The 26570-nt window shown below is 42.4% G+C and carries 30 protein-coding genes; 6 read left to right on the forward strand and 24 right to left on the reverse strand.

Annotated features, from left to right (window positions below):
• Positions 1-55: 55 nt before the first annotated feature.
• Complete coding sequence (locus AC58UX_RS15200; protein ID WP_497254060.1) at positions 56-475, reverse strand: hypothetical protein; 420 nt, start codon at positions 473-475, stop codon at positions 56-58.
• 242 nt (positions 476-717) lie between these two features.
• On the opposite strand from AC58UX_RS15200, the gene AC58UX_RS15205 reads away from it, so the two are divergent.
• Complete coding sequence (locus AC58UX_RS15205) at positions 718-1083, forward strand: hypothetical protein (protein ID WP_497254062.1); 366 nt, start codon at positions 718-720, stop codon at positions 1081-1083.
• Here AC58UX_RS15205 and AC58UX_RS15210 read toward each other — a convergent pair.
• The 7 genes from AC58UX_RS15210 to AC58UX_RS15240 form a co-directional block, all read right to left on the reverse strand.
• Complete coding sequence (locus AC58UX_RS15210; protein ID WP_497254064.1) at positions 1073-1348, reverse strand: hypothetical protein; 276 nt, start codon at positions 1346-1348, stop codon at positions 1073-1075. The two genes, AC58UX_RS15205 and AC58UX_RS15210, sit on opposite strands and share 11 nt — an antisense overlap.
• A 276-nt stretch (positions 1349-1624) precedes the next feature.
• Positions 1625-2299 carry an ABC-2 transporter permease gene (locus tag AC58UX_RS15215; RefSeq protein ID WP_497254066.1) on the reverse strand — a complete coding sequence of 225 codons (675 nt, stop codon included), beginning with the start codon at positions 2297-2299 and terminating at the stop codon, positions 1625-1627.
• Positions 2296-3150, reverse strand: a complete 855-nt coding sequence (locus AC58UX_RS15220; RefSeq protein ID WP_497254068.1) for an ATP-binding cassette domain-containing protein — start codon at positions 3148-3150, stop codon at positions 2296-2298. The genes AC58UX_RS15215 and AC58UX_RS15220 overlap by 4 nt, the downstream gene beginning before the upstream one ends.
• 2 nt (positions 3151-3152) lie before the next feature.
• A complete protein-coding gene (locus tag AC58UX_RS15225) occupies positions 3153-3497 on the reverse strand; it encodes a GntR family transcriptional regulator (protein WP_497254070.1) in 345 nt (114 codons plus the stop codon).
• Between the two features lie 882 nt (positions 3498-4379).
• Positions 4380-5555 carry a winged helix-turn-helix domain-containing protein gene (locus AC58UX_RS15230; RefSeq protein ID WP_497254072.1) on the reverse strand — a complete coding sequence of 392 codons (1176 nt, stop codon included), beginning with the start codon at positions 5553-5555 and terminating at the stop codon, positions 4380-4382.
• Positions 5556-5663: 108 nt separating this feature from the next.
• Positions 5664-6227, reverse strand: coding sequence for a GNAT family N-acetyltransferase (locus AC58UX_RS15235; protein ID WP_497254074.1), 564 nt, complete (start codon positions 6225-6227; stop codon positions 5664-5666).
• A gap of 87 nt (positions 6228-6314) precedes the next feature.
• On the reverse strand, positions 6315-6800 hold the full coding sequence (locus AC58UX_RS15240) for a DinB family protein (protein ID WP_497254076.1): 486 nt from the start codon (positions 6798-6800) through the stop codon (positions 6315-6317).
• Positions 6801-6967: 167 nt separating this feature from the next.
• Between AC58UX_RS15240 and AC58UX_RS15245 the strand changes: the two genes are divergently transcribed.
• Positions 6968-7129: a hypothetical protein gene (locus AC58UX_RS15245; protein WP_497254078.1), complete on the forward strand. Its 162-nt coding sequence runs from the start codon at positions 6968-6970 to the stop codon at positions 7127-7129.
• A 165-nt stretch (positions 7130-7294) separates the two neighbouring features.
• On the opposite strand, the gene AC58UX_RS15250 is transcribed toward AC58UX_RS15245, so the two are convergent.
• The 4 genes from AC58UX_RS15250 to AC58UX_RS15265 all read right to left on the reverse strand — a co-directional run bounded on the left by AC58UX_RS15250 (position 7295) and on the right by AC58UX_RS15265 (position 10935).
• Positions 7295-7525 (reverse strand): hypothetical protein, encoded by a 231-nt coding sequence (locus AC58UX_RS15250; protein WP_497254080.1) that lies wholly within the window; start codon positions 7523-7525, stop codon positions 7295-7297.
• 150 nt (positions 7526-7675) lie between these two features.
• On the reverse strand, positions 7676-8527 hold the full coding sequence (locus tag AC58UX_RS15255) for a P-loop NTPase family protein (protein ID WP_497254082.1): 852 nt from the start codon (positions 8525-8527) through the stop codon (positions 7676-7678).
• A gap of 48 nt (positions 8528-8575) precedes the next feature.
• Positions 8576-9286, reverse strand: a complete 711-nt coding sequence (locus tag AC58UX_RS15260) for an AAA family ATPase (RefSeq protein ID WP_497254084.1) — start codon at positions 9284-9286, stop codon at positions 8576-8578.
• A 182-nt stretch (positions 9287-9468) separates the two neighbouring features.
• A complete protein-coding gene (locus AC58UX_RS15265) occupies positions 9469-10935 on the reverse strand; it encodes an Lsa family ABC-F type ribosomal protection protein (RefSeq protein WP_497254086.1) in 1467 nt (488 codons plus the stop codon).
• 178 nt (positions 10936-11113) lie between these two features.
• Here AC58UX_RS15265 and AC58UX_RS15270 point away from each other — a divergent pair, with 178 nt between their 5' ends.
• Together AC58UX_RS15270 and AC58UX_RS15275 are read left to right on the forward strand one after the other, a co-directional pair.
• Positions 11114-12130, forward strand: a complete 1017-nt coding sequence (locus AC58UX_RS15270; RefSeq protein WP_497254088.1) for an ATP-binding cassette domain-containing protein — start codon at positions 11114-11116, stop codon at positions 12128-12130.
• Positions 12127-12939, forward strand: a complete 813-nt coding sequence (locus tag AC58UX_RS15275; RefSeq protein ID WP_497254090.1) for an ABC transporter permease — start codon at positions 12127-12129, stop codon at positions 12937-12939. The genes AC58UX_RS15270 and AC58UX_RS15275 overlap by 4 nt, the downstream gene beginning before the upstream one ends.
• A gap of 33 nt (positions 12940-12972) precedes the next feature.
• On the opposite strand, the gene AC58UX_RS15280 is transcribed toward AC58UX_RS15275, so the two are convergent.
• Entirely contained in the window at positions 12973-13605 is a 633-nt protein-coding gene (locus AC58UX_RS15280) for a DUF2238 domain-containing protein (protein ID WP_497254092.1), read from the reverse strand.
• Between the two features lie 84 nt (positions 13606-13689).
• The gene (locus AC58UX_RS15285) at positions 13690-14949 is read right to left on the reverse strand and encodes a DUF4309 domain-containing protein (protein WP_497254094.1); all 1260 of its coding nucleotides are present in this window, start codon (positions 14947-14949) and stop codon (positions 13690-13692) included.
• A 289-nt stretch (positions 14950-15238) separates the two neighbouring features.
• On the opposite strand from AC58UX_RS15285, the gene AC58UX_RS15290 reads away from it, so the two are divergent.
• Both AC58UX_RS15290 and AC58UX_RS15295 read left to right on the forward strand, forming a co-directional pair.
• Positions 15239-15808, forward strand: a complete 570-nt coding sequence (locus tag AC58UX_RS15290) for a hypothetical protein (protein ID WP_497254096.1) — start codon at positions 15239-15241, stop codon at positions 15806-15808.
• Positions 15809-15976: 168 nt separating this feature from the next.
• Complete coding sequence (locus tag AC58UX_RS15295; protein ID WP_497254098.1) at positions 15977-16381, forward strand: CBS domain-containing protein; 405 nt, start codon at positions 15977-15979, stop codon at positions 16379-16381.
• A gap of 73 nt (positions 16382-16454) precedes the next feature.
• Here AC58UX_RS15295 and AC58UX_RS15300 read toward each other — a convergent pair whose 3' ends face one another.
• The 10 genes from AC58UX_RS15300 to AC58UX_RS15345 all read right to left on the reverse strand — a co-directional run bounded on the left by AC58UX_RS15300 (position 16455) and on the right by AC58UX_RS15345 (position 26433).
• Positions 16455-17570: an HD-GYP domain-containing protein gene (locus AC58UX_RS15300; RefSeq protein WP_497254100.1), complete on the reverse strand. Its 1116-nt coding sequence runs from the start codon at positions 17568-17570 to the stop codon at positions 16455-16457.
• 136 nt (positions 17571-17706) lie between these two features.
• Positions 17707-18219, reverse strand: coding sequence for a hypothetical protein (locus AC58UX_RS15305; protein WP_497254101.1), 513 nt, complete (start codon positions 18217-18219; stop codon positions 17707-17709).
• 120 nt (positions 18220-18339) lie between these two features.
• On the reverse strand, positions 18340-18804 hold the full coding sequence (locus AC58UX_RS15310; protein WP_497254103.1) for a hypothetical protein: 465 nt from the start codon (positions 18802-18804) through the stop codon (positions 18340-18342).
• Positions 18805-18899: 95 nt separating this feature from the next.
• A complete protein-coding gene (locus tag AC58UX_RS15315; RefSeq protein WP_497254105.1) occupies positions 18900-19169 on the reverse strand; it encodes a hypothetical protein in 270 nt (89 codons plus the stop codon).
• Between the two features lie 91 nt (positions 19170-19260).
• Positions 19261-20217 carry a hypothetical protein gene (locus AC58UX_RS15320; protein ID WP_497254107.1) on the reverse strand — a complete coding sequence of 319 codons (957 nt, stop codon included), beginning with the start codon at positions 20215-20217 and terminating at the stop codon, positions 19261-19263.
• Positions 20218-20697 carry an RNA polymerase sigma factor gene (locus AC58UX_RS15325; protein WP_497254866.1) on the reverse strand — a complete coding sequence of 160 codons (480 nt, stop codon included), beginning with the start codon at positions 20695-20697 and terminating at the stop codon, positions 20218-20220.
• A gap of 145 nt (positions 20698-20842) precedes the next feature.
• A complete protein-coding gene (locus tag AC58UX_RS15330; RefSeq protein WP_497254109.1) occupies positions 20843-22153 on the reverse strand; it encodes a neutral/alkaline non-lysosomal ceramidase N-terminal domain-containing protein in 1311 nt (436 codons plus the stop codon).
• Between the two features lie 43 nt (positions 22154-22196).
• Positions 22197-23414 (reverse strand): DegT/DnrJ/EryC1/StrS family aminotransferase, encoded by a 1218-nt coding sequence (locus AC58UX_RS15335; RefSeq protein WP_497254111.1) that lies wholly within the window; start codon positions 23412-23414, stop codon positions 22197-22199.
• 13 nt (positions 23415-23427) lie between these two features.
• A complete protein-coding gene (locus AC58UX_RS15340; RefSeq protein WP_497254113.1) occupies positions 23428-25155 on the reverse strand; it encodes a polysaccharide deacetylase family protein in 1728 nt (575 codons plus the stop codon).
• Between the two features lie 24 nt (positions 25156-25179).
• The gene (locus AC58UX_RS15345; protein ID WP_497254115.1) at positions 25180-26433 is read right to left on the reverse strand and encodes a DegT/DnrJ/EryC1/StrS family aminotransferase; all 1254 of its coding nucleotides are present in this window, start codon (positions 26431-26433) and stop codon (positions 25180-25182) included.
• Positions 26434-26570 lie beyond the last annotated feature (137 nt).

Genomic DNA, 26570 nt, shown 5'->3' on the forward strand with positions numbered 1-26570 from the left:
TATTAACGCTTATTTAAGTAGTAATTCTATTATCCATAATACTATAACCAACATATCAATCATACCAAGTACAGCTTTTCTTTTTTGTTCTGAATTTAAACATCTGTCTCGAAGGGATTAAACGTTGATACAAAAGCCGAGCCGTGATCCGCGCCTCTAAATGATCTTCGAACAAATCCAGTCCGTTCTCTCGTTTATTCGGCCCTATCGTCTTGGTTATAAAACGGTTTAAGATGGACTCGCCATAAATCCGTTCAAAAACAACGCCCGGTCTCCCTTCTACAGTAACTAGGCCAAAAGGCTCCGGCACAGGCAGCACGCACTCCCAAGCACTTCGACAATGCTTCCATTCTCTTTCTAAAGCAGCTGAGCTTGTGTTAGGCTTTGCCAATTTTACAATTTTGCTGCCATCTTCCCATTCGAATACTTCCGCACATGCGCCTTCTCCCAGCTTTTGTCCTAGTGCATTCGTCATGCAAGTCCCCCCTTTTAACACTTTCTCTTTTGAGAATGTCAACGTATTGGATCTGAGTTCCACCCATCTGCTATTGATAAATCTTTTAATCGTTCTGCCTTATCTACTGGTAATGTGAATTGATGGCTGTACCATAACAAAATGTAAATGAATTCCACTACTTTCCCGTCAAAAATGTCCCTTACGGAATATATGATTCTAGCATCTACTATACTATCCCGTTTAAGAAAGGAGAATGCCAGATGATTAGCAAAAAAGCCCTTGCAGTGATTAAAAGAGCAGAACTCAAAACAGGCAAAAAATACACTGCCGCACGTACAGTTAACTACAGCATCAAAAATGCAATCAAAGTAACCGATTTAGGTGATGGATTCGGACGGTTCGTAATTTCAACTACAAACATAGCACCAAACAGTTTTCGCAGAATTGGTGTCAGAGGAAACGACTACAATATCATCAGTGGATCTTGGACGTTTAGTGACAACCAAAAAGGCTACATGCTCAACAGCTACTCAGATGCGGAAGACCATTGGACCTTTACAGCATGGAACCCAACTAACAGCATTCGTTCTGTAACTGTTACGGTTATTGCTAAACTTAAACCATAATACTGACTGACAAACTTATGTGCCCACAAGTGGCGCATTTTTTTATGTTTGAGTTTTTCGACGGTATCCCTCTTCTAGGAATTGTTTCAAACCTTTGATTGACAAATGCTCCCTCCCAATATGAGCCACCATGTCCAGTGTATACTAAAAACTTATTAAAACCTTGTCTTATTAGGTTACAAATATAGTCTCCTCCAACATGGCTGTAAATATCTGCCATAAGCGTATCTAAATCCACCTTGGCATAACCTTCTTCAGAAAGCATAAAATCCACTCCAGCTGATGTCATTTTTATTACATAATTTCACCAAAAAATGTTTCTTGATGATGTCCATGTTTAATTATAACTAAACATTACTGTCCAATAGCTTAATGACAATGTCAAAAGGAGCAGATGCCACGGCAATCTGCTCCCAGGTTTGATTGAACGAACATTCTTACATTAGTTCAATCATTAAGATGAAAATGAGGTTTTAATCATGTGAAAATATTCAACTCTAGTTCTTGACTTTCCGCCATCTTCGGTTAATCTCTTAAGCCATTATTGAATGTCCATTGTCTCAATGGTTTTGATACTTTTGTTACAAGATAAACTGATCACAACTGTTCCTAGTATCGTAAAAAGTACCATAAATGGAAGAGCTCCAAAGTCAATGTAATAATTTGAAATTCGATTAAAAACGTTCTTACCAAATTCCGTGTATTTCACTGACGCTATAATTCCTCCAACCACAATAACAACAATTGCCCCAATCATTGACATTGCAACTTGAACCTTTTCCGGTCCATGTTTGATTTGAAACTGTGTTGTTAGGATTAGAATGATTAAAACCGCTACTCCAACACCATAAATACGAATAAATATATCTACAAAACTAAAATCCCAATTTGCTATCTCTGAAAATACTTCAGTAATAATCGACATTATTACTACAGAGCAGATTGTAGCAAATATAAGAAATAGATACTTCTGAGTAACATATTGTTTCTTCCTAAAGGGCATTGTAAACAGATACATCAGTCCATGATTTTGTTGATCAAATGTCAGAGAATTTAATATGACAAAGGAAAGTGTTACTGAAAAAATACCCATGCCGATAATAATACCCTTTTGACCAAAAAACAACAAACTAAATATAGCTAAAATTAATGTAAGGATGACAGCTAACTTCTGTCGTTTCAAAACTAATAAATCTTTTACCCATAAACCCTTCATTGTTCATCCTCCTTCGTTAATAGCTGCAATACTTCGTCTATCGAGCCTTTTTCTATTGCAAGTTTCGGATAATTTTCTTGATAGAATTGTCTTTCATTTGTTAAACAAGCATAACCATAACTTCTTTTTTTTGTTGCAAGAATATATTCTTTTTCTAACCTAGGATAATCCTCAGCAGATACCTTCAAAATACCATAACTATTTAGAACATTATCTGTCTCTTCATATAAAATTACTTTTCCATCGTCAACCAAAATGATATGATCACATATTTGTTCTAAATCACTAGAGATATGTGAGCTAATTAAAATACTCCGACTATTTTTCTGAGCTAGATACTCTTGTAGCATACCTAGAATTTCGTTCCTTACAATCACATCTAATCCTGATGTTGGTTCATCTAAAAGTAAGAAATCAGCCTCATGAGACATTGCTAATAGTACTTTCAACTTAGCTTGCATACCTGTCGAAAAGTTCTTCACTTTTTTATCGATAGGCAATTGTAGCTGACCACATTTTTGATCAAAGTTAGAAGCATTAAATTTAGTAGGATAAGTAGCACTCATAATTTTTTTGATCTCATTAATTGTAAATTCTTCAGAAAAAAAGCTGTTTGGAAAAGTAACACCCATTCGCTCTTTGTCGTTTTCGGTAAGCAGAGAAACACTTTTTCCAAATAATCGGATCTCTCCTGAGTCTGGACGGAGTAAACCTAGTATCGAGCGAAAAATTGTAGTTTTCCCAACTCCATTCCGACCGACCAATCCAACAACTTGATCATCTCCAATAGCGAATGAACAATCTAATTGAAAATTATTATATTTCTTCTTAACATTTTTCACTTCTAACATTGCTATCCCTCCAATAAAAGATTAAATAATTCTAGTAATTCATTCTTCGAAATCCCATAAAAATCAGCCTTTTTGATTATTAATTCTAGCTCATCTTGAATTTCCTTTTGTTGAGCTTCTTTCTCAATTTCCAGATTTAAAGTTGCGACAAAGCTACCTTTTCCATGTACAGTAACAATTAACCCTGATTGTTCGAGCACATCATAGGCTTTCTTTACTGTTAAAGCACTAACGTTAAGCTCTTTAGCTAAACTTCGTACTGAAGGTAGTGTATAGTTTTCCTTTAATTTTTGTTTTATAATTTGTCCTCTAATTTGATCAATAATTTGTTCATAAATCGGAACCATTGATGAATGTTGAATGATAATATTCAGTTTATTCGCCTCCTGTACAATAAACAGTATACAACAGTATATAACAGTGTCAAGTGCTTCACTCATTCGTCAAAATTATTTTCAAGATGATAATTCATTTAGATTTAATTTCGACATAAACAACAAGAAGAGTGGTTTCCCACTCTTCAATACAAGTTGCGGCCTAATCTAGAGGTCAACTGAGCGTAATACCAATTACTGCAATCTTTCTTCGTGCTGAGTCATTTTTTGTATTTAATATCGCTCCTACGTACGTGAAAGGTATGCCAAGAAAACCGAAACTGCCTAACCGACAGGCTGTATCAACCCAACCACGCTCTACTGCCCAAAAACCTAACAGGCCGCCCAGTTTTAATGGCAGCCTGCTGTCGTGAAACTATAATTCACCGTTAGATTAACAAAGGAAATTTCATTTTCAGTTTCGAACAAAATTATTAGAAACTACCGTTTTGTTCCATTCTACTCTTCTGCGTTAGCTTACCATTCATCCGTGCAATATGATAAACTTGGACTGAGGTGATCAACTAATGCCATCAACCAAATTAATGCTATCAGGTATATTTCTCTTTGTACTGATGTATTATGTTCAAACCAATATGCATATAAGATTACATCTGTTTGAAGTAATAATTCCGCTTATAGGGGTTGTCCTGTTTATTTTCGGACTAATCACGAGAGATAATAAATAGTCAAGTATCTCAATTACGCCTCAAATCCTTGGAGGTATATTCAGAATTGCAATTCATACGACTCATTCATGATTGTCCCCCGTGTGATATTGATTGTTAAGTTCTTTTCTCCCAATACCTTATTGACATGACAAAAGGAGCAGCTGGAAAAATCAATTCATAGATTTTAATGAAATCGTCTCGCATTCGTTGAATAATGCAAATGAAAACAATCGTTCAAGGCTATTTGCATTTGCTTTGTTGGTTTAAAGTCGTTCTCGAACCAGATGTTTTTAACAACGAGCGTCCCTGATTTTCGCTCCGCGATTACCTCGGCTCGTCCAATGAGGTTTTCTCCGTATAGTAGAGGCAAAACATAATAGCCAAATTTCCGTTTGATTGCAGGTATGTAAATCTCCCAGGTGTAATCGAATCCAAACAATTCGTTGATCAGTTTTCTGTCCCATATGAAACTATCTAGTGGGGCAATCAGTTCGCAACGCCATTTCGGTGTCGGATTCTGCAGGACGGCTTCAATTAGTGGTAAGTCTTCCATGCAACAGTACAGTATATCCTTCATTTGATCCACGGCAACAGCAACAACGCTATTTTCATGCAACAGCCGACGGAAAACCTCGTTGCGCTGCTCCGATTTCAATCCCCATATGTTCAGCCAAGCATCGGATGCGCGATTCCATAAAAGGCCAACAGCACCTATTCGACGCAGTACTCGCCATTTGTGATGCTCAAGCTCGTCCTCCAATGGCTCCGGTGCATTCAACAGATCTGGTTGAATGTACTTCTCGGCCATATCGTAATATTTACGCGTTCCATTTTTGTGATGAATAATCAACTCGCCTGTCGAGTACATCTGCTCCAGCACCGACCGGGATGAATTGTTTCCGCTGCTCCAGTGGATGGCCGATTGCCAAGCGAAGTTTCCATCTAATTTTAGATCATCCGAACTTAGCGCACCGCGATTATGAATGTTAACCCGTACCTGTTCTATCAACGATTCCATTTCGGGATAGCGCTTGGCATGTTGCCGCGCGGCCTGCCTGTATCGTTCAAAATACGGCCAGTCCTCGACAGGGAATATGGCCAAGTTCTTGTCTGGATAATCGACAAGGCTTCTATCCTGATATAGCAACTCGGCGAGCATGTTTTTAGTAAATCCTTTGATTCGCGACTGCAACACCAGTTCGGCGTTTTTTCCGCAAACATCGATAGGATCGTATTGAATACAGCCGACCTGCCGCACAAAATCCAATACTCCCTGCTTTCCAGCATATTGATAATCGCCCAACAGCCCGTGCTTCAACAGCAGAAATTGCCGTGCCTGGCGGATCGTCAATTGGATCATCTACACATCGGCTCCTTAAAGTGATTTCTCAACTACCCCTATTCGCCTTGTCATTTGGAAAATCACAAAATCAAACATACATTCCCATTAATAGTTTAACATAACATGTCATCGTTTTATCTTTGCAAAAATGTATGTGTCCCTCAATTCGCTTCCATCAGCCGATAAATCTTCGTTCTTGATAATACCCTCAAGTTCAAAGTGTAATCGTTCAGGTATCAACTTGCTTCTAGTATTTTTAGTATCGCAACGTATTTCCAATCTTCGAGCATTCAACTGGCTAAAAGCAAAATTACAAATACCTTCAACTGCTTCAGTCATATACCCATTGCAACTAAAAAGTGTATTTATCCAATATCCAATTTCAAATTTCCGTACATCCCAATCTATATTATGTAAGCTTGACGTAGCAACAAATTGCCCCGTTTCTTTCAAAAAGACAAGGAATCTTAGATTTTCACGACTTAAAAATCTAACTTGTGCCTCTCTAACTGCAAGTTCAATATCATATTCGGTTTGCTCATTTTGAACAAACTTTAACCAAGGTTTCAACTCATCTATCGAAGCATTAACGGCTTCAAAAACAACCTTACCATCCCCTTGTTTTGGCATTCTAATTACTAATCGTTCAGTATGAAACTCATCTGGAAAATCAATCATAATTGGTTTCATAATATCCTCCTTTAGTTCAAAGAAATCATGATTTTGAGAAAAAACATTAATTTATCCTTACTATGTTATTCTTCCAGATAAATTTTCTTAGTTCGCATTTGCTTTCCAACTCTTTTGTAGCTTACGAATATAACAGATTTGACCAATGTGATATGCATTATGAGTTGTGACGTTTCCGATTATTTCCCACCACTTGGCAGCCTCTGGGAATCCTATTACATCACTTTCGACTTTTTCTTCAGTAAGAAGTTCTTGCCAATTTAAAAGCACCTCTAATAGTTGTTCTTTTAAGTCAGTAAACTTTTGATCTTCGGGAATAATAAAACTTCTATTATTATCTCCTAAGGAAGGCACAGCATTGATATGAGATTTTTGGTACCTGGTTTGCCAAGTTTCATTCCAATACAGTAAATGCTGCACAATTTCAGCGATACTATTACTATCTTCACTGGGTTTCCAAAACGCTACTTCCTCTGACAAATTATCAACTGCCTCGGAAAAAGGTAGGTACCAACTAGGGTCATTAGTATTTGCTAACAACTGATTGGATAAAATATCTTTTACATGAAACATACTTTTCACACTCCTTCTGAATGATAAAAGATGAACCCAAGACTAATCTCCAGGACTTTCAGGACTGCGGCCATCCCCAAATTAATACTAATAGTAGCCCGTACAAACATATTTAATCCAATTTGAATAGACTGGCTTATGACATTAGAAAGTAGGAGGAGATCACCTTGCATATCTATATCTCCCATTTCTTGATTCAAATTGCGATGCTCATCATATTTGTTATTTCTGCTTATAGAGCCGTAAGTTCAGTGAGCTCTTGGAAATTGTTAGATTTCTTTTTCTATGCTTCAGTAGCGATTGTAGCTTTTGCTTATTTATTTAATTAACGTGGATATTTCGCTTATCCGTATTTTACCATACCACTATTGTCTTAAGATTTTCAAATTATTACATTTGTTATTTTAATCTCCCATTGAAATAAAAAATCCCCGTTTAACGGGGATTTTTTAGCACTATGTTCTTGTCGCCATACAACTTAAATCGCTTTCACCCTAGATCAATCTCTTCATGCCTCGCAGCCACTCATAAAAACCATTATCGAAGAAGAGATCAGGAATGTAAGTCTGCGTGTAATTGCAATTAGGGCAAAGAAGAACCAACCCTTGTTCTAGAATCTTAGGGTATAACTTCTCATGTTTACTATTGAGTCCACAATTAAGAGGCTGTACGCCATCTGCCTGCTGATAATCTTTAATTCGTTGCTTGACATCCTCTTGGTTCATTTTTATCCCCTTTTATTTGTTCAGTTCTTTCGTCATCATTACGTTAATCATTATACAATATGCGGTAATCTCATTCACCTAGAATTCTAGCGAGGCACTCTTTTCCTACCACTGATTATCTTAATAAAGCAGGTCAGGCAAAAGTGAAAGTTACTTGCTCAGGGATGTTCGGAGAATGTCCATTAACTCTTCCTTATGTCGTTGAATCTCGTACGAAGAATTATTGACCCGAACCGTATTCATCGGTAATTGTTCAAGTATTTCATTTTCCACATTAGCCCTTGCTTGTAGGACCTGTAGAGTCCCTTCCAGCCCTGTGTAACCTCTCGCCTTCCCAAATCCTTGATTGGTGTAATAATGTATAAATCCAGTGGACCAATCGGATGGTCTTTCCTGAACTGCTTTTCGAAACGAGAAGTCAAGGTCTGATTGCTCGACATAGATCAAGAGAGGATTCAATGTGGCGATGATTTCTGCTAAATCCATAACCTGATGAATGACCTCATTCGTAGCTGCATCATGCTTGATCATGCCGAGCGTCACCGGATTTTGGATAAAACAGCATTCAAATACGTAGACACAATCCTCGTTCTGCGCATGTGCAGCGAATTGATTCCATTTCTCCGAAATCAACTGTTGACTAAGGTTCAATGGCAATTCATAAATGTCATGGGCATAAAATGAGCGTGAAATTTCCTCGGGAATTCCCCCCTCATACTCTGTTAAGAGCTTCTGGTAGGGTAAGAAATACGACCCATTTTGTTCACTAACTCGTTCAAGCAATGTAGCTTTCAATTCTGGAGTAGACGAAGCCATTACTTGCTCAAATTCACTTGAAGTGTAAAAGGCGACGCCATCATAATCAGCGGGATGATCTAGATTCCCTTCCAAAAATATCTTAGCATCTACCTTCATTTCCGTTAAAATCTCATAAATAAGATTAGCTGTTGTTGATTTCCCTGACCCCGGTAAACCTTCTACTAGTATTAATTTTGATTTCATATCTTACTGCTATCCCCCAACTTTTGTAGGATTCCACACGCTCTGCTCTCAATCCTCAAACAACTCATCTAGAATCATTTTGCGATTGTCTAGAAACCGTTTCGTAATCATATAGTGCAGTGTTTCTTCATATTGTATTTCATTAATCGGCTGATCATCAAAATTCAGAATCTGCGCATCTGGATATCCGAGCAGTATCGGAGAATGCGTCGCGATAATGAACTGAGCTTCATGTTCCAAATCCTTGATCACGCGCATTAAAGCCAACTGCCTAGCCGGAGATAAAGCTGCCTCTGGTTCATCGAGCAGATATATTGCTTTTTTCCCAAATCGGTGTTTAAAAAGGGAAAGAAAAGCCTCACCGTGCGATTGCTCATGTAACGAGCGGCCGCCATAATAACGCAAGCTTTCGGGCATCGTATCGATATGGCTGGCAAAGTTATAGAAAGTTTCGGCTCGTAGAAAAAAACCGTTCGTAATTTTGGGCATCCAAGAAAGACGCAAATACTCCCCTAACACGGACTGTGATGCATTGACGTCATACACATTGTTACGGCCTCCGCTTGCCGTGTTAAAGCCGCATTGATAAGCAATAGCCTCAAGGATCGTAGATTTGCCAGAACCATTCTCACCAACGAAAAAAGTGACATTTTTCTGAAAGGAAATCGACGTCAACGATTGTATGGAGGGGATTGTAAAAGGATACTTATCCGCATCGATCTGCTCATTCTTTTGAATCTCGAGTCTTCTCAAGTACAAGGCTAGTCAACTCCCAATAATAACTTCAATCCATACTTCTATTCTAGAGTTTTCTTGCTAGAAGTAAAGAATCGCAAATTCCACAATAGTTAATGTCATTAAGGAACAAACCAATAAAAAAAGCCTGATTACTCAGGCTCTTACCCCATTATTCAGCCCCGCATTGTATCAGAGACATATCCTCAAAGTTCAATGATTTTAGTTGCAACATTTTCGCAAAATTGTCTGTCATGCTCTACAAATACCATAGTTGGCGCATATTCAAGCAATAGTTCTTCGATCTGCATGCGTGAAATAACATCGATAAAATTGAGCGGTTCATCCCAAATGTGCAAATGTGCTTTTTCGCTCAGGCTTTTGGCGATTAGCACTTTCTTCTTTTGTCCACCGCTGTAAGAGGAGATATCCTTTTCGAATTGAACTCTGGCGAAGTCCAGCTTTCTTAAAATCGCTTTGAAGAGGCTCTCATCAATCCCCTGCTTCCTCGCAAAATCCGTTAAATTTCCTTGCAGATGTGAGGTATCCTGGGACACATACGAGATTTGAAGCTGACTTCCGATTCTAAATGTACCGCTATAAGTGATGTCCTGACCACATAGCAGCTTAATAATGCTGGATTTGCCAGAACCATTTTGTCCTGAGAGGGCAATTCGGTCGCCTTTTTCAATCGTAAAGCTGATATCCTGACAAATTTGCTTTTCGCCATAATAAATCGACACCCGATCGAGCTCGGCAAGTTGATTTTTATGATAAGCCAATTGGGTAATTTTTAATTCTTCTGAGCCTTCAAGATTCTTCAGAAGCTTCGATTTTTCATCGATCGCAGATTGCTGTCGCTGTTCGATCGATTTAGAGCGCTTCATCATTTTAGCTGCCATATGACCAATATAGCCTTTATCTACCGGTCCAGAACCGTTTTTCGTTTTCTCAACCTCATGTGACCAGGTGCTCGTTCGTTTCGCAGATTCAGATAAGCGTTTAATGTCTTTCTTCAGCTTTTCGTTTTCGGTGAGCTCAAAGTGATCCTGTCGCTGTTTATTTTCCCACCATGTGGAGAAATTACCCCTCTGGATTTCGATATTGGTCTTATTAATGGACAAAATATGGTCCACACAGTTATCCAGGAACGATCTGTCGTGAGACACAAGAATGAATCCGCTTTTGGTATTCAAATATTGACTGACCAGCTCGCGAGCCTTCATATCCAGATGATTCGTTGGCTCATCAATTAACAGAAAGCTATTTTCCTTGAGAAAAAGCGCTGCTAATAACACTTTCGTCTGCTCCCCATGAGACAATGAATCAAAGGGGCGATAGAGAACATCTTCTGTTACTCTAAGCAAAGATAATTCCCTCATTAATTCCCAATGCTGATGATCCGGGATAATGCTTTGAATAATATCAAGTGTGTTCCATTGTTTATGTTCGACTTGGAAAGGGAAATATTCGAAGGTAACTTTCGCAGAAATATGACCACTGAACTCGTATTTGCCCAGCAATAAGTTAAGAAATGTGGTTTTCCCTCGCCCGTTTCTTCCCGTAAATCCTAATTTCCAATCAGTATCGATTTGAAAATTGACGTTTTCAAATATGTTATCGTAGCTGCCGTCATAGGCAAACGTTAGGTTTGAAACATTAATTAATGACATGAATAATTCCTCCAGTACTAGCAATGAACACATCATATCATAATAGGATTTACCAATTCGAAGTAAAGGATAACTATAAAGAAACTCTCCTTAGGTAAAATCCAACCCATGTGTTTATATTCAGTTTAAAAATGTACGTTACAATCGCTTCATCAATTGTTTTCTAGGAGGAATTACATTGGATTCTTTAAAGAAGATCACCCAAGACGTTTTGGCTGTCGAAGCACGTGGACTTGTCAAAACATTCGGAGAAAATCGTGCCGTAGATGGCGTCAATTTGAATGTGAAGGCAGGTACGATATACGGCGTACTCGGACCGAATGGCGCGGGAAAAACTACAACCATTAATATGTTGGCAACATTACTTAGACCTGATGCAGGTTCAGCGAAAATCTTTGGCTACGATGTTGTGAAGGAATCGCAGATCGTTCGGCAATTGATTGGGGTAACCGGTCAATATGCCTCGGTCGATGAGTCGCTTAGCGCGACAGAGAACTTAATTATTTTCTCCCGGCTGCTCGGGCTCAGTCGGAAAGAAGCGAAGCTTAAATCAGATGAGCTGCTTGAGGAATTTGGCCTAACCGAGGCCGCTAAGCGCCCCTTGAAAAATTTCTCAGGCGGTATGAGACGACGCCTAGATCTCGCCGCGAGCCTGATTGCGCAGCCTCCTCTCATCTTCTTGGATGAACCGACAACCGGCTTAGACCCGCGTACACGTGCACAAATGTGGGATACGATTCGTCGGTTGGTCGACACGGGTTCCACGATTTTGCTTACAACGCAATACCTCGAAGAGGCTGATCAGCTGGCTGACCGCATTGCGGTGATCGACCGTGGTCGAGTCGTCGCTGAGGGTACAGTCGATGAACTGAAAGCATCGGTCGGCACCTCGTCGTTGCAGCTAGTTGTTCATAATCCCTCGGACATTGAACAAGCTCGTCGAACCGTCGAGCAGGTGCTCAAGGTTCCATCCACCTTGGCAGCGGGTAAGATCTCAGCGCCAATGGCGAATGCCGATCGTGTGACGGATCTGCTGATCTCTCTGCGTGAAGCAGGCATTCACTTGGCGGAGATGAGTGTGCAGAAGCCTACGCTTGATGAAGTCTTTTTAACGATAACTGGCCACGGTGTTCAAGAGAACGATGCAGATACATCGTCAGCAGTATCTAGAAACAAACAGGAGGCAAGAGTATGAGTACATCCATTAAACCAGCTTATGAGCGGCGTCTAAAAAACCACACAAGCTTCCGCCAATCCGTACGAAATTCTTTGACGATGGCTTATCGCGGCTTGCTAAAAATTCGTCGTACACCTGAGCAACTGTTCGACGTTACGCTCCAACCTATCATTTTCACCTTAATGTTTACTTATATCTTCGGCGGAGCCATTTCCGGTGACGTCGTAAGCTACTTACCTGTCATTATTCCCGGGATTCTCGTACAGACGGTCATCACAACGTCGATCGTCACCGGCGTCCAGCTGCGGGAGGATATGGATAAAGGCGTTTTCGATCGCTTCAAATCGCTGCCCATCGCACGTATAGCCCCTCTCGCTGGAGCCTTGCTGGCCGATACCATACGGTATACCATTGCGACGGTACTCACATTCTCCATGGGATTCATCATGGGTTATCGTCCTGAAGGCGGCTTAGCTAATGTTGCCATCGCCGCACTGCTTGTTATTTTCTGCTCATGGGCCATCAGCTGGATCTTTGCTTTCTTCGGCGTCATTGCGCGTACGGCGTCCAGTGTTCAAGGTATCTCCATGCTTGTTCTGTTCCCGCTAACGTTTCTATCCAACGCGTTCGTTCCGGTAGACACGATGCCTAACTGGCTGCAATGGTTTGTTAAAATCAACCCGATCTCCCACCTCGTCTCCGCCGTTCGAGAACTGGCGAATCAAGGTACGGTAGGTTGGGATCTCACGATCTCGCTTTTCGGAGCGATTGTCATTGTGGCGATCTTTGCCCCAATCACAGTTATTGCTTATATGCGTCGCACATAACATAATTAGGTAAAGGAGCTAAGGCGTTTGCGCTTAGCTCCTCATTTTTTTCTTTTGCCCCCAACGTACCCATGCCAATATAGCTAGAAATATAACCGCACCAGCTAAGCCAAGCGCCATGTCCTTATGCGAGTCGAACACATCCCCTTGCATGCCAACATATTCCTCTCCATATTTTTCCGTCGTATATGCAGCACCCATCTCGATAATTTCGAAGCTGGCACTGAAACTAAGAACGACTGCCGCGGTAATGGCATATGACCAAAATCTCCGTAAACCGACAACCCGTATAAGGATTTCACGAAATGGATAGGCCCAGAACAGCCCAAAAAAGAAATGAACAACCCGATCGTAATAACTTCTCTCCGTATGAAACGAAGCTTTCAACCATATATCGAACGGGGTCTTTTGGTAAGTGTAATGTGCACCATACGTATGCAACATTAGAAAGATGAAAATATATAGGTAGGACAGGTTAGAGAAGTGAAAAACTTTATACGTAAACGCTAGAACCAGTACAACAACAACGAGTAAAAGGTTCTCCATTAACCACTGTATCCGATGCGTTGGTGAAAAGGCCATGTAACCCCAATACAACACGAACACAACTATCATTGCATGTAGCAGCCAGTTTCGCGAAAAGGGGATGTCGAGTCTTGTTAGCATTTCATTCGTACCCTAGGTATTGAATTTCTGATCATGTTGTACTCCGACCTTCATCGTCAAATGTGTACACCCTCCTAGTGTTTCCTAAGCTTTCTTTTTTAACATCAAAGACTCAACCTTGCCATCTTTTGAAGTAGCATTGATGTACAATTCATACTCGCCAGCAACGTAGAACAAGCTCCAAACACCATCTTCGCCATTGATTTCACTCTTAGGGTTTCCAAGAGCCTTCTTAATTTCTGGCAATGTATAATCAACCGACTCAGCGAGAACGCGAATGGCACCGATCCGATTATCAGGCGGCCAAAAATACAATTGATAATGATGCCACCGTAAAAATTCGACCTGCCTAGTCCCGATTTCATGTGGGTTCCCCCATTTGGCTACAACTTCATCCCGTGAAGCTCCGATGCCATACTCAATGCCTCTTATTTTGCCCATTGCTGCTAACTCCATAAATTTCGGATCTAATACGATCTTATTCTTCAAATGAGCTATCGTACTATTGTCGCCTGGCACAGGCTCTTCACCATCAATTAGCGGGAAATTGGAATAGGAGTTCTGAAAGGTTACTTCTCTGAGCATCAATCCCGAGGGTATTTCCAACAGTAAATAATCGTTTATAAGATCCTTCTGAGTATTCGCGGCGTATTGATAAGACTGGTACGAGATAACTACTTCTCCTGCAAAATTCCTCAACTCCTCCAGCTCTACTGAATCTGAGAATGACGAGGACGACTTGATCAACGCATATGTTTTATCGCCGAACTTTCGGTATTCTTTTATCCACTCCGGTTGTTTCATTAGTCTTTGCGCCCATTCCTTTACTTCCCCCGGTGCTTGATCTAACGTAATTGATTTATAAATTTCCGGAATTTGATCCCCCTGTGGCATATAATCTATAAATGTACTTACAAGCCAGATTCCCTCATGCGTATAATCTTTCTTCATATGGACCATGTAGGCCTGTTGATCTTCTGTAGTTATAAGGAGAGTTCGAGGATTGACTTGCTTGCCGATCGTTTGAAAGGTAGCGAGCTCCTGTTTTAATCTAGAGCGTACAAACTTCTCAAGGACCTTGCTATACGTCTTGTTCTCGGGATTAGCTTGAAGCTCCTTCAGTTGATCTTCCGTATATTCGAACCCTTCATAACTGTCATGAACTCTTGATATGATGCGCAGTAACGTATCCCTGTCCTTTAACGACGAGCTCTGTGCAGCAATCGTTGGGGTAGCAGTGACTAAGCTCACCTCCTCCGTCGTTTGACTTCGAAATGTTAAGCCTAGTCCAACCCCTACTAACAACACACCAATAAGGCTGATACCGATTAGCCAAATTCTCATTTCGTCCCTCCCACTCAATACATAACAATTAGACGTTGGAGAAATAGGAAGGTTCTGTCAAATTTGCGATTCTTGGCTACATAATTTCATTCGAAAAGCTTCACAATATCCACGAGGTGTCCACATGTCAAAAATAAGAAAATGCTATTTCCTCATATGTACAATGCTGTTTGCTTACTCCCTCTTACACATAAACACATATGCAGTGCAGGTTGCGGATGAACCTAAAAACCAAACTGACGAGCTTGAAAAACGACTCAAGCGTCTTGAACCCCCGCTTCCAACGCATATGGATGAGCTACCATTTCAAACAAATCTCAAGAAGCAGTACCCATCACGTACTGTCACCATTCACGATGTGATCCATCAAGGTACCAAAATTCCTTACTCAATCAATAAAAATATGCCAGATTACGTAAGGCCGGTTTATGAGCCGCATTGGCATAGTACCTACTGGGGTGGCCGTTGGAGTTATATCCCTTCACGTATTTATTACGCCTCGCATCGCTTGTTTACCAATTATGATATTGGTCTTTCCAATTGGATGAATTTCGAAAAAGACATGGGCTTTAGCATTGAAATGTTCCAAAATGAGACGGCATTAGACATGTATATCGTTGTTTTTCAAACGGAGATTACAGCAGTTTATACGAAAGGTAATCAAGTAGTAGTCGTGGGAAATCCAAAACGTGATGGCGTTGTAGTGATTACGATTAAAACAGGTGACCTCCAACCAGCGAATAAAAATGATATGCTGCTTGTTCAATTAGCTACTGATTCAGGTCATGAAATCGATTATACGCTTATCAGCTACGTGCCACCTGATTTTTGGTTGAAGCAAAAGGCCAAGCATAAATAGGACATGTTTCTCACTTTACAGCCTAACCATCTCCATGCAAATAGGACTTCCACCCTTAAAAAAATGTCAATTTCCATTTATTACACCCTTCCAATTTACACTTTCATGACGAATATATGTTTTAATTAAATAGTGAAAGTAATTTTGGAAGTAAAGGAGCGATACCAAGTGGAAATTAAATCATTTTTACTACCTAAGGACAAAGTCTCCTACCTAACGACTTCAGCTTCAATGAAAGAAGCGATCGAGCGGCTGGAAGCCTGCCATTATACAGCGATACCTATTATCGATGAAGAAGGGAAATATGTCGGAACCTTATCCGAAGGAGATTTGCTATGGAAGCTGAAGTGTACTCCGGGTCTAAATTTCGAGAATATGCACGAAGTTTCTGTCACCAACATCCGCAAACGGATATATAACGAGTGCGTCGCCATCGATGCGCATATGGAGGATATGCTGGCGCTTGCCGCTGACCAGAACTTTGTTCCCGTAGTCGATCGCGATCGTGTCTTCCTGGGTATTATTCGTCGTAAAGACATTATTGAATATTATACAAGAAATATTACTGATTAGACCCCAAGCTAAAGCAGGACAGGAATTAGGCGCTTAGGCCCGTTCCTATCCTGCTTTTTCATTCATTGTTCCATCACAAATATATCGCGGTTTCACTAATATTATCGATCATCACATGAAGCGAAGTTGAAAGATCAATTTCATAATGAGTCTTTAGCTTCTCTCCTCGCTCGTTCTTAAGCACTCTGACAACGGGGCGCGATGGAACGTATCCGTTTTGTCGGCAGACCACACCCATCTCCCCTGTACTCAGTTTCACGCCTTGTCCAACAGGAAAAATGGCCACTTTGTTTCGGAATTGGGTTACTTTTTTAATATCATATAAGCTCCCTGCATTCGCATAAAGAATTTCGAGCGCGTAATGCGGCGCAATGGAATTCCGATAAGCTCTTGGATGCGTCATGGCATCATAGGAATCCAGCATACCGATCCAACGAGCATACTCGTGTATCTCCAAGCCTTTGAGATGATGAGGGTAGCCGCTGCCATCGATCCGTTCATGATGCTGAAGGGCACATATGGCTGTCAGTAACGGAATCCCCATATCCTCCCTGAGCATAGAAAAGCCGATCTCCGTATGCCTCTGAATCTCCATGTATTCGCTTGGCGACAGCTTTGCACTACTCAACAGCAATTTAGCTGGAATCTGTATATTCCCGACATCATGAAGCAGCGCGCCTAGCCCTAGCTCCATTAGCTCTTTCTGTGAGTAGCCTTGAAGCATGGCTAGTTTCGTTGCATACACACAAACATTGATGGCATTTTGGCAAAAATGCTGTTCCAGCGTAGTGGCCGGAGCCATATTTAACGTGGTAATGGAGACCAGATGCTGTCTGCCCTTATTCATATCTTCAATCACTTTAGACATCGCATCAAAAAGCATACGCGAAATTTCGGTGGAGGTAGTCGATCCCCCTAAGGTTGAGGTAGCGCTGAATTTGTGAAAAATCTTAGACAACGCCATCCGCAGCATTGTGCGGGTCTCCTCTTCGATCGATTCTTCTATAGGAATATCTTCGGTTTCTCGATCTTCGATATACAAGAAGTCAAGTCCCATTTGGACTAGTTTTTTTATCATAAATTGTGTAAGTTCTACGCGATGTCCAAGCATAACTCGTCCGTGTTCGGACAAAACTGCTTTCCCAATCCTCATGCCCGGTTGGCATAGGGCCGTAGGAACTATAATCATGATTTCTACCTCCGCCGAAAGATACATATTTATCTGTATTCTTTTCAAGTATACGGAGTGGTGAACGAAAAAACTGTCGAACACTGATAGCGATGGAAAAAATTTTCTTCCTTTTTCCGACGTATTGAAACTTTATTTAACCCGGTTTTACTACCTTCCGCTTCCCCCAAGGCTTAAATACCGAAAGCAAAAACATCAACACTAACGAAATTATCTGCAACCCGATTCCAATAAATAAATAGATCGTATTAGCTACATAAGCCCCTTGATTGGCGCTTTCTACACCCACATCAGTCAGAAGCGAAATGCCTTGCAATGTCCAAACATACATGCCAATCGGTCCTAAGAGAATGGCCACCAAACTTAGCACCTCTTTCGCTATGATCCAATTGTATTTTACCAAGCCCCAGTGTGTCCACATAGATAGTAGTACCCCAGTCACGATGGTTCCGATCACGGAAGCTCTTACAGAGGATTCCGATAGCACATGCATAGCCTTATAACACGATAGAATTAATCCTGAATCATTGGTGCTTACAGCCGTTATACTCAAAATGAGAAACGTCACACTCGTCCCCAGCATGATAGCTGAGAATAGGATATGTAAGCTTAATAACCATTTTTTCTGCGTCATCGACATGGTTTTCATCGTTCCAATATCTCCCCTGTTATCTTCTTACCTATAAGATACTTACCTATAAGATACGCAATGGAGATTAACTGCATCTAAAGCAACTATTAAAAAAACATAAACTGGACATTCCTCTGATTACCGCGCTGGAGGATTGGTTAGGTTGAAGCTGGGATCGTAGAGCTTGTTCTCCTCTAGAAAAGTCTTTAAGCTCTTACTATCAAAATGAACAGCTGTAATCCCGCGTTCTTTCTTAAAAATGAGAAGCGTTGGGTAATAGGTGGGAGATGTACTGATGAACATGACAACTTCGGTAACGGTTCCCGTCATCCTTTGCGTATTCATTTTGTATGGCGGCGTAAGCTGGATCTTGATGGCTATACCGTTACGCGGCTCAATTTCCAGTGATTCTACAGTACCATTTATGGAAGAAAGCCATTCTTTGACTTGGGTTTGTAAAAGGTTGGAGTTGGGGATGGTTCGGATGACTTCACCTTTTCCGATATCAAACACCTCTGCCCCTTCTGATGCAGCAACGGTTTGTGACATCAGAATCGTACAGCTCATTACAAGTATAAGTATGCGCTTCACATTTTTTGACACCTTAATCGACCTCCATTTGAAGGTACTATTCCCCATTAAAAGGAAACGAACTAAAAAATTAAAAAGAGATGCTTTCGCATCTCTTGGACTTTATTCTATATTTTAGAAAGAACAACCGAAACAAGCATTCCAGCCACTGGAATCCAAAATAAATATGATTTTAGAAGCTTAACCACTTGCATGTGCTGTTTATTAGCCATTTTTTTGTGATCGTGTTTCATTTGTAAGTCTGTTATAGCCCCAGTAGAGTTGGCGGCATTAATATAACTTGATTCACCGCCGCTCCCTGAGAAAAATATCATTACGGTTATTACCATGAAGATTAAGGAACCCATAAATAAATAATCTGAAATTTGTTGCAACATGTTTGGCACCCCTCTCATAGTTGAACTTATCTATATTATACATGAACTATGGAAGTTTTACCATTTTAACCCTTTTCCCCAAAAACAACCTCTACTTCAAGCTATCCCAAAAGGCCGCAAATACGTCGTCATCCAGTTTAAAAAATACATGAACGTTTGAATATCTAACATATCCGCCTTGATATAAATCGAGCCGAACTTGACTATGGTCCTTAAGCGTCAGATATAGAAACTTTTGATTGGCCCCACCTTTATCATAAATGCCTTCGTTATAGAGCTTCTCCCACTGTATGGGAGTTGCGGTATTAACAGACTGTAAGAACTTCTCGAGCGGAGCCCCTGTAGGAAGTACTTCGTATTGTTTCTTATCATTGTTCCAACTTTCATACCTCTCCCAAGTCGCAGCCTGCAGGTTCCCATTGATGTTCAACTTCGTTACTATATCTGCACCGTTCGAAATCGTGATCCCGTTCAAACATTCGTAAAACTCCGAATAAATTTGGCCATCGACAACCTGATACGTCATAAGTCGAAAATCACTGCTATATCCCTTTACTTTAAAGATATCCTGTTCTCCAATGGAAGAAGCGAACTCTGTTGCAAATTCCTTTTGACTGCTCCATTCATCAATATTTCCTTTGGTTCTACCAATTTTCTCTCCGAGAACAGCTTTGGCAGCTTCCGGTGGGATACGCGTTGCTGTTTGGGTATAGATTCTGCCTTGGTACACGAGCAATCCGATCATATCCATCATTGCTGATGATTCTTTAGGTAATTCTAGCTTTGGAACGAAAACGGATCCTTCAACCGTTGTTTGAGAGGCAGGACCCGATGCAATCGGACTAGATTCCTCTTTAAATGAAGGGACGACGAATAACCATATGCATAAAGCAACTACAAAGCTGGCAGCAACCGGAAGAAAGAACTTTCGTGTACGACTAAAATGAAGAGATTGTCCGTGCAGTGTTATTTTCTCCGCTAATCGATGTTCGAATTGTACGTCTGGCTGTATCTTCTCGAATGCTTCTTTATAGGACTTCTTATTCACTTATTCCGCCTCCATTTCCATTTTTAACATCTCACGGCCGCGCTGCAACCGCATCTTTACAGCTGATTCGCTAATTTGAAGCACTTCCGCTATTTGTTTAACCGCATAATCCTCATAATAAAATAAATGAATCACCGCTTTGTACTTAAAAGGCAACCGAAGCACACTCTTTACTAGCGCTGAATCTGAAGCATTGTTACAGTAATCTTCGATCTCTTCCATGGATACAATGCGTTTTCTCCATAAGCTGCGGGTCATGTTTTTACAAATATTAATAAGTACACGGATCACCCATGCCTTCTCGTGTTCGGTATCTACAAAGGTTGGACACTTATAGATCAGCTTGATGAAAGCTTCCTGAACTGCTTCTTCCGCATCACTTTTATTTCCTAGATGAACCATAGCAATCTTAAACAACATATTTCCGTACAGCCTATATCTGCTGTAGAAGTCTTCTTTAGGAAGCGAGTGTGTCTCCATCACGCAGGTAACCCTCCTTTCACTACTAACACAACGAGAAAGCTCATTTGGTCACATTTCTATTATGGTTAAATATAACATACACAAAACAGGCGCTCCTCCATCAACTGAAGGAACGCCCGTTTTATGTTTCACTCCTATTACATTAGCTCAATATTTGAAGCAAAGCTTGCTTGACTGTCGACTCGACCGTGTGATCAAAGCTCGAAGCCATTGCAAAGTACAACGTCGATTCGTGCGTTTCGTAGCCACCCTCTGATAGCTGCTCAGCTGTCGGGATGTAGCCGAACATCCCATTCGTATAGCCGATTGGCAATACAGCTCCCTCCGTTATTCGCTTGATAAACAGACCATAATCGACAACGACTTCGGCGTTCATGCCGATCAAGGTGAGACCATCAGCAAGCTTCAGCACCGTAAACTCAAGTGGAATACTTGGCGATAAGCTGTCCCATCGCTGCAGCATCATCCTGCTCCACTCGCCAAGAACATCTGGCGCTAAAGCTGATTGCTCAAGCTGATCTCGCTCAGGCAGCGAGGCGAGCGGAAGTTCAACTGTGCTAAGGCTCCATTGCAGCTGACATGCCAACAATGCATGCATCGGCTTCGCCAACGTTTCAAGGATACTGTTAGCGAAGTTTTTGCCAATTGAGGTGACGACTCCGTTATCTCCCCGAAGGACCTGTTGACCGTCACCGGGGTTAATATCGCCGCAAGTTCCCTGCAAGAAGGCAGCAATTGCCCCTTCGCCTAGTGCTTGCTCCACAGTGTCCATAGCAACTCCGACATATTCGGAAGACACTGCATTCTGCCTTGTGATGACCGGATGACACGCATAGTGGACGAGCAGCCCTTTCGTATGACCATCCGCATTGACAAACCGAATGACGTTCAGTTCATGATCGACCGGTCCTGTATCCGGCGGCGACTTCACCACGCCACGACGATTAATGCCAAGTGGCGAGAAGCCATTGCCCTGTTCGATTCGAACAGGCTCGACATGTTGCCATGCCGCATCGATGCCCTCAATCACGCGATCTTCCAGTGCCTCTACATAGGCTAAATCCATCACGCCTAAGTATGACGTGAACATTCCGCTCGTTTGCGGACCGGAATGCGTATGAGTGCCATGCATGAGAATCGCAGCTTCCGCGATCCCGAATCGTTCTTGAATTCGCCGCTTCATCAATGGAACACGGTCGCTGCCCCACCAGAGCAAATCCGCAGAGATGAGAACTGCTATTTCATCTGCTGAACAGCCGCTCCCATCGTTCTCCTTCTTCGCTTCGTCACTTGTCACAAACACAAAAATTCGCGCATACAAACGGTGAGCGATGCTCTCAAAAGGACCAAGCTCACTGCGTACGGAAAATCCCGCGAGCGGAACGGGCAAGTCAGGTGTAATATCCACTTTACTTACCCCTAGCTGATAAGTCGTCTTCGGAATCGTCACCATCGCCACCATTCCTCTTCATACATGAATTGAATAAGTACCGTTGTTAATACGATTCGATTACTTTACGGATAGCTGCTGCGATGTCATGCATCGCTTGCTCATCAGCAAGCAATACGTTCTGACCAAGCCAAAGCACTTCTTTGTCACTAAGCCGTTCGCTGATCGGACAAGCATAAGAGCGGTCTACTCCTGACAAGTCTCGCGTTGCTTTAATAATAGCTTCGTTGCGATTAAGCGGGACGTACCCATGGCTAATCGGAATGCCTTCCGCGTTCACTTTACGAATGAAATCTCTCTTCTCAATACGATCCGTGACCTCTGATGCGAGCTTAAACATATATAAGTGATGAGCATGCCGTGTGATGCGTGGTTCTGATTTCACCACAGAAATTCCGTCAATTTGGCCTAACAGCTCTGTGAGCAGCTTCGCATTCTGTTCCCTCAGCTGCATCTGCCCTTCCAATCGGCTCATTTGAGCAAGCACGATAGCCGCCTGCATCTCCGTCATCCGGTAGTTCTGCCCGATGCGATCGTGCTGATACCAAGCTCCCGACCGCGAGCGACCGACATTACATAAGGACCAAGCGATCTCCGCCAGCTCCTCATGATTCGTAAGGATGATGCCCCCTTCGCCGCTGTTCAGGTTTTTGCTCGATTGTAGGCTGAACGTTCCGAAATCGCCGATCGCCCCTACACTACGACCCTCCCAACTCGCCCCAACAGCTTGTGCTGCATCTTCGATCACCCGAAGCTGATGAGCTGCCGCCACTTCCTGAATCCGAGACATATTCGCCGGAGCACCAGCGATGTGAACAGGGATGACAGCCTTCGTCTTCGGTGTGATGGCAGCAGCAATCTTCTCTGGATCGAGCAGTAATGTATCCTCTTCTATATCTACAAAGACGGGAATAGCGCCATAAGCAAGTGCCGCCGCAGCCGTGGCGATGAACGTGTATGGAGGTACGATGACCTCATCCCCTGGTCGAACCCCTGCAGCTTGCAAGGCAACTGTAATCGCAACCGTGCCATTAACGACGCTGATCGCATGCTTCGCATCATGCAGCGCCGCAAATCGACGCTCCATCTCAGGGAGCTTCGGGGAATATTCGGGCGAATGAACGGCGCCAGTACCGCCCCATTTGCCCGACCGAATAACATCAAGGACGAGCTGCTCTTCCAATTCGCCAAATATCGGCCAAGCTGGGAAGCCTTCCGTCCGAACGGGTGAACCGCCTTCCAGCGCTAGTGCCAACTTTTCCATATTTTCACCTCATCTAACCTGATATTTTGGCATGCTGAACAACTTTGCGACATGGGATCCCGAAATGCCTTTCATGTCCTTCATCAGGTAAGAATGCTTCAGAAGTCTGCAGCGGCACCCAAACAACAATACCCTCAACCTCTTTATCTGCCTGCAGCGCAACAGCACCATTGCTCTCACATGCTGTTATCTGAACAGATCTGCGTAAGCGCGTCCAATCTTGAATTTGCTTCGACGTCCAAAACGTGAAACCCATCTCATCAGCTTTGTTCACCAGCATCCGAATGGCATCTCGGACTTCCTCACGGGTATAGATATGAATTTGATGAAAAAGGAAATGCGCAACACCATTCACTTCCATGGCTTGCTGCAAGAACGGCTCAATCACCTTATTGTCAGCCAGATGGCCCAAATCCAAATCCTGAGTTAGGAATCCTATCTCGAGTACATCGTAAAACCGATTCTTCTCATCAAATAACGAGATAGGCTTATATGGATGACAGGTGCCAAAGATGAACCCAACATTGCCCTTTTTACTTGGGCCTCGCGTTTGATCGCTCTGAATCCCATTCCTCTCAAGCCACTGAAATAGCTCGCCCCAGCCTTCTACACGTGTATAATGGTTTTTATTCGTAGTGATCTGCTGCAGGCCTGTCGCTTGCTTGACCCAGCTCACTTGTCGATTAAACTCTTCTTCGTCCCATTTGCCATTGTCTTTGTCCAATGCATTATAGTGGAAGGCGAGCTCATGACCTGCTTGCCTCACCTGCTCATAAATAGAGGCACCGTAGCCGGGTTCAAGCATACACCACGTAGTCTGAATATGAAGTTCTTCAAGCAGCTGTAGCGCAGCAACGGCATGCGCAACATCATTAGCGTCACTGTCATGCGAAACCATTGCGATCGATTGGATGCCATCTGGCCAATACCCCGTGAACGGCAGCGTCATATCCTTGTCGAGCGCACATTGAAGCAGATGCCTAACCAATGCCTCTCTCCAATAATCCGCATATGGCCATGGGAAATAAGGAATACCTGTTTCCGTAAGCACACGGTCAAACGTCCAATCCAAGGCGATGCGATCATCCGCTTTCAAAATATCCTCATTGACATTGGCGCTCCCATCGGCGGCTGGCACCCCATCATCTAACACGGGTCCCGTACCTTGCTGCATATGCACGATCGTGTGCGGGATATTTACCGTCCAACGATGAAGACTTCCTTGACCGATTGTAAACTGCTGAAGCGCAGCGCCTAGTTCCAGTCCGTCAGGACGTCCCTGTTTAATAGTACCAGAAGACTCGTAAGCAACCTGGACGGCTCCGTCCAAACTGCTCTCATCTGCTTTTATCCATGGATTGGCTGACAAAAATCGAAGCGAGCCCGGCTGTCCTGATCGTGTAGGCTCGATTTCTGCGTACCCAACACCTGTATCTCCAGTTTGAATATATCCAAGCTGTAGCGCCATCGCATTTAATCCAGCATAGCTAATGATCGTTCCGCCTTGTTCCGCAAAAGACCATAAAATAGAAGACTTAACTCCATTCTCTTGCGAGCAGGCGACGATTAGAATGTCATATTCCTTTAGACTCTCCCTGTCCAACTGGGAAACAGCTTCAAATGGCATGCCAATATGCTGCAAAACTTCCTCTACATATTTTTCAAACACATTAAGCCCGTATTTCCATTTACGTTCAGCTGCTTCGTTTTCTACGAGCACACCGACTTTGGCTATCTTCATTTTGCTTCCTCCATCCGCTGTCGGCTACAACGCTTCTAACCCCGACTCTCTGAAATGAGCTGCCACTTTTCGAATACCAGCAATGATGTCTTCGATATCTTGTTCCGTATAAAATTCACTGACAGGCACTCGAATCGCTTGTTTCAAAATGTGTTCAGCAACCGGACAAAGTCCTTCTGCATAGGTAACATCGGTTAGATCAAACGGAAAATGACTGCCTGTATACGCTTCCCGATTTAGAAACAAAGGCTGCAAATACACAGGTTGTGGAATATATCCAGATGAGCTTTCAATGCCTTCAGCTCGCAGCGCCTCAGCAAACTTATCTCGCGTGCATTTGAGAACAGCGGGATCGATCGTAAACATGTAAAACCAATACGTACAACGATCTTCTGTCTTCACTTCGTGCGGAATGATTCCCGGTATGCCCTGAATACCTTGTGTTATCGCGTCACCGTACTTATTACGTTGATCACAAATCCACGTTAATTTCGTCAGCTGCGCAACGCCCACGGCCCCTTGAAGCTCTGTCATCCGGTAGTTCGGAGCAAGCAAACCCATGTCTCGCGAAACTTGATTACCGAAACGGCTGTAATTTTTGTCCGCAAACGCATGCGTACGTTGATAGTCGACCTCGTTTTGCGAGTTCACGACGACAATACCGCCATCCCCCGTCGATATATGCTTATAATCATTCGTACTAAAGCAGCCATAATCCCCAATCGTCCCGACTAAACGGCCTTTATAGTAGGTCATATAGCTTTGTGCACAGTCTTCAATGACGATCAAGCTGTGCTCGCGTGCGACCTCAAGAATCGGATCCATATCCGCTGGATTGCCAGCTAAATGGACGACGATAATCGCCTTTGTTCTCGGCGTAATCCTTGCCCTAATCGTTTCTGCTGTCATATTGTACGTATGCGGATCCAAATCAGCGAATACAGGAATCGCATTCTGATATAAAATGCCGATGATAGAACCTGCGTCTGTGATTGGGCTTGTAATAACCTCATCTCCAACACTGATTCCAGCCGTGCAGACCGCAACGTGGAGAGCTGCCGTACCTGATGAGGTAGCAACACTATGCGTAACGCCATAAAGAGCATTAAATCGATCAAGAAACAACTTTACTTTACGTCCTGAGTGGTAAAAGAGTGTATTTTGTTCAAGTGCTTCAACAAGCTCTCGAACTTCTTCTTCGCCAAATCGCTTGCCTGTTCCATAAGGCGTCGTTTTACTTTTACTTCCGCCTAGAATGGCCAACGTATCTTTGCTCATGCCAAACCTTCTCTCAGATTGATATGGGTATTTATTTTAATATATTTCTATAGGAATAATCAGATATAAAATCACAGCACGCTCCCGCTATTCACCTCGAATTCACGGGAGCCATGCGTGATAACCTTTGAAACGAC

It is taken from the genome of Paenibacillus sp. J22P90 (genome assembly GCF_059692195.1).